Raw genomic sequence first — 6,622 nt, 5'->3', positions numbered from 1 at the left:
GTCACTCAGCTATGGTGAACTGAACCGCTGCGCCAACCAGCTGGCGCATCATTTAATTGCACTGGGCGTACAGCTTGATGACCGGGTCGCTATCTGTGTTGAACGCAGTCCGGCGATGGTGGTGGGATTGCTGGGAACCCTTAAAGCCGGCGGCGCCTATGTGCCCCTCGACCCGGCTTACCCGACTGAACGGCTGGCCTATATGCTGGCAGATGCGGCGCCGGTGGTCCTGCTTACCCAGACGTCATTGGTTGAAAAATTGGGCAAGGGTCTGCCGACGGTGCTGCTGGATACCCCGGCCTGCAATACTTGTGCGGACAATAATCCGGTTGTCCGGGCACTGACGCCACACCATCTGGCGTATGTGATTTACACCTCCGGCTCTACTGGTCAGCCCAAAGGAGTTATGGTTGAACACCACGGGTTTAAAAATTACCTACAGTGGGCTCTCAGTCATTATGTTACTGCCGGACAGATAGATAGCATCGTGTCATCATCTTTTGCCTTTGATGCAACAGTCACCAGTATTTACTTGCCTCTGCTTTGTGGGGGCAAAATACGCCTTATCCGTGAAGGTCAGGAACTGACGGAATTGGCGCCCTCACTGTTATCCACATCTATGGATTCCTCGACTCTGGTTAAAATAACACCCACTCATCTTGCCGCAATTGGTCAGGAATTACTGGCTGCAAAATGGACCTGCCCTGCACACTGTTTCATCGTTGGCGGGGAGGCACTAACCCATTCAATCGTAGCACTTTGGCGTGAGTTATCTCCTGAGTCACGTATTGTTAACGAGTATGGCCCAACCGAAACAGTGGTGGGTTGCATCACGTTTGATACGCATAATCAGGATAATATCACTGACAACGTTCCCATCGGACAACCGATCGCTAACACCCGGATTTATATTCTGGATGCGCAAGGCCAGCCGGTGCCCCTTGGTGTGCCCGGTGAGATCTATATTGGTGGTGCCGGTGTGGCCCGCGGTTACCTCAACCGTCCGGCACTGACGGCAGAGCGTTTTATTCCTGACTCCTTCTCAGCAGAACTGGATGCCCGTCTGTACAAGACGGGCGACCTAGGTCGTTGGCTGCCGGATGGCAATATCGAGTACCTGGGCCGCAACGATTTTCAGGTCAAGCTGCGCGGTTTTCGGATTGAGCTCGGTGAAATCGAGTCACGCCTCGTCCAATGCTCTGGAGTACGCGAAGCTGTTGTTATCGCCCGCGAAGACATTGTTGGAGAAAAACGCCTGGTGGCCTATCTCCGATCGCAGTCCGGCGTTGAACTAGTGCCAGCTGAATTGCGCCAGCAACTGGCTCAACATTTAACCGACTACATGCTGCCCAGCGCCTTTGTGACGCTGGAAACTTTCCCGCTGACCCCTAACGGTAAACTTGATCGTAAGGCGTTGCCCGACCCTGAGCAGTCTGCCGTGGCAACACGTGGTTATGAAGCACCTGAGGGAGAACTAGAAACCCTGCTGGTGCAGATTTGGCAGGAGCTGCTGGGCTTGGAACGTGTTGGCCGTCATGATCATTTCTTCGAACTCGGCGGCCATTCACTGATGGCGGTCAGCTTGATTGAACGACTGCGCGTTTTGGGGCAGACACTTGATGTCCGCAGCATTTTCTCGGCACCGATCCTTTCAGAAATGGCTCTGGCTATTCAGGCTCTTCAAGAGATGCCTGCCTTCATAGTTCCCCCTAATTGCATTAGCAAAGATTGTGTTGTCCTTACACCCGATCTGTTGCCACTGGTGGCACTGTCCCAGACTGATCTCGATACCATTGTCGACACCGTTCCCGGTGGTGGTGCCAATGTTCAGGATATCTATCCGCTTGCCCCGTTGCAGGAAGGCATTCTGTTCCACCATCGCTTGCAGGAAAAAGGGGATACCTATCTGTTAAACAGCCTGGTGGCTTTTGATAGCCGTACACGTCTTGACGCCTTCCTTAGCGCCCTGCAACACGTGATCGACCGCCACGACATCCTGCGTACTGCCATCTGCTGGCAGGGACTTTCCCAGCCCGTACAAGTAGTCTGGCGACAGGCACCGTTGTCAGTAAACACCTTTGTGCCGGCCTCAGAAAACAATGTGCTGGCCCAGCTACAGGACCATATTGATCCACGACAGCGCCGACTTAATCTTAGTCAGGCACCGCTGCTCACTGCCGATATTGCCCATGATCCGGCCAGTCATGAATGGCTGTTGGCGCTGAGTTTCCATCATTTGATCGGCGATCATATGACGCTGACACTTATCGTTGATGAAATTCGCTTGCTGTTGCAGGGGCGTATAGGAGAACTGCCCAACTCGCTACCATACCGCAACTTTATCGCCCAAACACTGAGCGTGCCGGTTTCTGTGCATGAGGGCTATTTCCGTGCCCAGCTCGCCGATGTCGATACCCCAACAGCGCCTTTTGGTTTGCTTAATGTGCAAGGTGACGGCGGGGATATTACCGAAACTCGTTTGTTGCTGGATACCAAGCTGGCCCAGGCGATCCGCAATCAGGCCCGCCATCTGGGTATCAGCCCAAGTGTGATATTTCATGTTGCCTGGGCGCAGGTGTTGGCGCAGACCAGCGGCTGTGACGATGTGGTCTTCGGTTCCGTACTGCTGGGCCGTCTGCAAGGCTCTGTCGGCGCTGATCGGGTAATGGGGATGTTTATTAATACCCTGCCATTGCGGGTATCCCTTGCTAATCGCAGTGTACTGGAAGTGGTACAGGCCACCTACCGTAACCTCACAACATTGCTGGAGCATGAACAGGCCCCTTTGGCGCTGGCCCAGCGTTGCAGTGGTGTGATGCCTCCCATGCCATTATTTGGCGCTCTGCTTAACTACCGCCATAGCCAGCCAGACGCAGACGATACAGCTTGGGACGGCATGCGTTTGTTGGCGACAGAGGAGCGTACTAATTACCCGTTGATCCTCTCGGTAGATGATTTAGGGGAAGGCTTCAATCTAGTGGCTCAGACCATTTCAGGAATTAATCCCACTCGGGTCACAAACTATCTGGTTACCGCCATCAGTGGCCTGATTGAAGCACTGGCAACTGAATCCCAGCGAACTATTTTGGACTTGCCGATCCTGCCTGATACCGAACGTCAGCAAATACTGGTGGGCTTCAATAATACCGAAGCTGACTTCCCAAAAGAGGTTTTGCTCCATGAATTGTTTGAGCAACAGGTGGTACGTACACCCGATGCCACTGCTGTGGTATTTGAAGAAAGCACTCTCAGCTACGGCGAACTGAACCGCCGTGCCAACCGGTTAGCTCATCATCTGCTTGCTCTGGGTATACGCCCGGACGATCGGGTCGCCATCTGTATTGAACGTAGCCTGGAAATGATGGTGGGGTTATTGGGTATCCTCAAAGCGGGTGCAGCCTATGTGCCACTTGATCCGGCTTATCCAGCCGAACGCCTGACTTATATGCTGGAAGATGCCGCTCCCATGGCGTTGCTTACCCAAACGGGTCTGCTGGAAACCCTGGACAGTCACCTGCCTACCATCGTGCTCGATGCCCGTGGTTCATCAGTTCTGGATAATGGGCCGGCAGAAAACCTTGCGGCTCAGGTACTGGGACTGACCTCACGTCATTTGGCGTATGTGATTTATACCTCGGGCTCAACAGGGAAACCAAAGGGTGTGATGATTGAACACAGTAATATTGTTAATTTCTTGTGTTCGATGAGCAAGGAGCCTGGTATTACGGAGGAGGATGTTTTACTGAGTATTACCTCTCTTTCTTTCGATATTTCCATTTTAGAACTATTCCTGCCGTTATTAACCGGGGCTCGGATCATATTGGCGACACAGGCACAGGCAACGAATGCACAGCAACTGGCCGCCTTAATTGCTCATCATAATGTATCCTTCATGCAAGCAACGCCTTCGACATGGCGTATGTTATTGCAAATGCCGACTTTCTCTCTGCCAACCAAGTTTAAGGTGCTGTGTGGTGGGGAAGCATTACCTGAAAAACTGGCAACACAGTTGCTCCAACAGGTTCCTACGCTCTGGAATCTGTATGGGCCAACGGAAACGACGGTCTGGTCTGCGTTAAATGGCTTGACTCGAACTTCCTCTTACATTGGTCACCCTATCGCCAATACCCAAATCTATATTCTGGATACACAGGGTCAGCCCGTGCCCCTCGGTGTGGCCGGAGAAATCCATATTGGTGGGGTTGGTGTGGCCCGCGGCTACCTTAACCGCCCGGCACTGACAGCAGAACGTTTTATTCCTGATCTGTTCTCAACGGCCTCTGATGCCCGAATGTACAAAACGGGTGACCTCGGTCGTTGGTTGTCTGATGGGAGCATTGAGTATCTGGGTCGTAACGACTTTCAGCTCAAGCTGCGCGGTTTCCGCATCGAACTCGGTGAAATCGAGGCACGCCTCGCCCAATGCTCTGGAGTACGTGAAGCTGTTGTCATCGCCCGCGAAGACATCCCAGGCGATACTCGTTTGGTGGCCTATCTTCTCCCTCAGCCTGATGCCGAGCTCGTGCCGGCTGAACTGCGTCAGCAGCTTGTACAGCATCTGGCCGAGTACATGTTGCCCAGTGCCTTTGTGACGCTGGAAAGCTTCCCGCTGACCCCTAACGGTAAACTTGACCGCAAGTCGCTGCCTGCCCCTGAACAATCTGCCGTGGCTGTACGTGGTTATGAGGTTCCTATTGGTGAAATGGAAACTATGCTGGCTCAAATTTGGCAAGACTTGCTGGGACTGGAACGTGTCGGCCGACATGATCACTTCTTTGAGATAGGTGGTCATTCGCTCATGGTCGTGCAATTGGTAACGCGTATACAAACTGAATTTTTAATCGATATACCCATAGTCTCAATTTTCCAATTCCCAAAATTATCAGAATTAGCTGAGGTAATTCTCTCTGCTCAAATGAGTTCTGCATGGGGAAATGATGTTGAATCAGTAAAAAGCGATCTTGATTCAATGTCGATAGAAGAGTTAATGGCGATTTTAGATGGAGATACTAACTAATGACCAAAGCTAACATAAATATTGAGATGCTAAAGCGTGCCGTTTTAGAGAAAAAGCTTAAGGAGCAATTAAAAAAACGTGAGGATCATGCTTTGCATCTACCGATAGGGAAAGCAGATCGCCATATGTCTTTACCGTTGTCTTTTGCTCAACAGCGGCTGTGGTTCCTTGGTCAGTTCGATCCTGCCGCCAGTCAAGCTTACCATATGCCTATGGTACTGCGACTTTCCGGTCAGCTTGACCCTCAGGCCCTCTCCGCAGCGCTCGATAACCTTGTCGCTCGCCAAGAGAGCCTGCGTACCCATTTTACGCTGGTTGACGGTCAACCCTGCCAGCAGATTGACTCCGCAGACAGTGGTTTTGAACTTCCCTGTCTGGACTTGCGTACCCTGAGCGAGACGGCCCGTGCCAAGCGTGTTGCCGAACTTACCGAATATGAGGCCTGTGCACCCTTCGATCTCACTCAGGGCCCGCTGATACGTGGTCAATTGCTGCAACTGGCCGATGAGGAGCATATGCTGCTGTTTACCCAGCATCATATCATCTCCGACGGCTGGTCCATCGGCATCATGGTCCGTGAGCTGGCGGCGCTTTATCAGGCCGCTCTTGCTGGTCAGGATGCAATTTTACCGCCCTTGCCCATCCAGTATGCCGACTATGCCGTCTGGCAGCGCAATGAGTTGCAGGGAGACCGGCTTACCGAACAACGTGATTTCTGGTGTGCTCAATTGCAGGGCGCGCCCGCCTTGCTGGAATTACCTACGGACCGCCCACGCCCGTCGGTACAGAGCTATGCTGGCAGCCGGGTGCCTTTCCATCTGGATGCTGAAATTCTCACTTCCCTTAAGGCACTGGGTCAACATCAGGGTACAACCCTGTTTATGACCTTACTCGCGGCTTGGGCTGTTGTCCTTACTCGCCTCAGTAGCCAGGACGATATCGTCATCGGTACCCCTGTGGCCAACCGGACACGCAGCGAGCTGGAAGGTTTGGTTGGTTTCTTCGCCAATACGCTGGCCTTGCGTATCGACCCCGGTCAGTGCCACACGATGGCAGAACTGCTTGCTCAGGTTCGCGAACGCACACTGGCGGCCTATACTCATCAGGACCTGCCTTTCGAGCAGGTGGTAGAAGCATTGCAGCCAGCCCGCAGTCTGAGTTACAGCCCTGTCTTTCAGGTCATGCTGGCGCTGAACAACACCCCAGCTCAGGCGCTGACGCTGCCCGGACTGGCTCTCTCCCTCGTTGAGCAACCGCAGCGCAGTAGCCAATTTGACCTGACGTTGTCGTTGACTGAAACTGACGCCGGTTTAGTGGGGGGACTGGAATATGCGACCGATTTGTTTGATCAGGAGACCGTGGTTCGCATAGTCGGTTACCTCAAAAATGTCCTGACGGCGATGACCACCGATGTCACACACGCTATCCCGTCCTTGCCGATGCTGTCTGTCACAGAGCAGCAGCAACTGCTGGCAGACTTCAACGCCCCCCAAACCGACTTCCCGCAGGAAGCCCTGATCCATGAACGGTTTGAACAACAGGTTAAGCTGGCGCCTGACGCTACCGCTGTGGTGTTTGAAGGGCAGTCCCTCAGCTACGGCGAAC

The 6,622-nt window shown here is 53.1% G+C and carries 2 protein-coding genes; both read left to right on the top strand.

Features of this window, described 5'->3' with window-relative positions:
- A partial coding sequence (locus C5470_RS20930) for a non-ribosomal peptide synthetase (RefSeq protein WP_166291681.1) occupies window positions 1-5,017 on the top strand: 5,017 nt, incomplete at its 5' end.
- Window positions 5,017-6,622: condensation domain-containing protein (locus tag C5470_RS20925; protein ID WP_242688256.1), on the top strand; the 1,606-nt coding region annotated here is incomplete at its 3' end. The genes C5470_RS20930 and C5470_RS20925, both read left to right, overlap by 1 nt.

It is taken from the genome of Photorhabdus stackebrandtii (assembly GCF_011189495.1).
Classification (GTDB): Bacteria; Pseudomonadota; Gammaproteobacteria; order Enterobacterales; family Enterobacteriaceae; genus Photorhabdus; species Photorhabdus khanii.
Note: the sequence above shows the minus strand (reverse complement) of the source record. Positions and strands in the feature narration are given on the sequence as shown.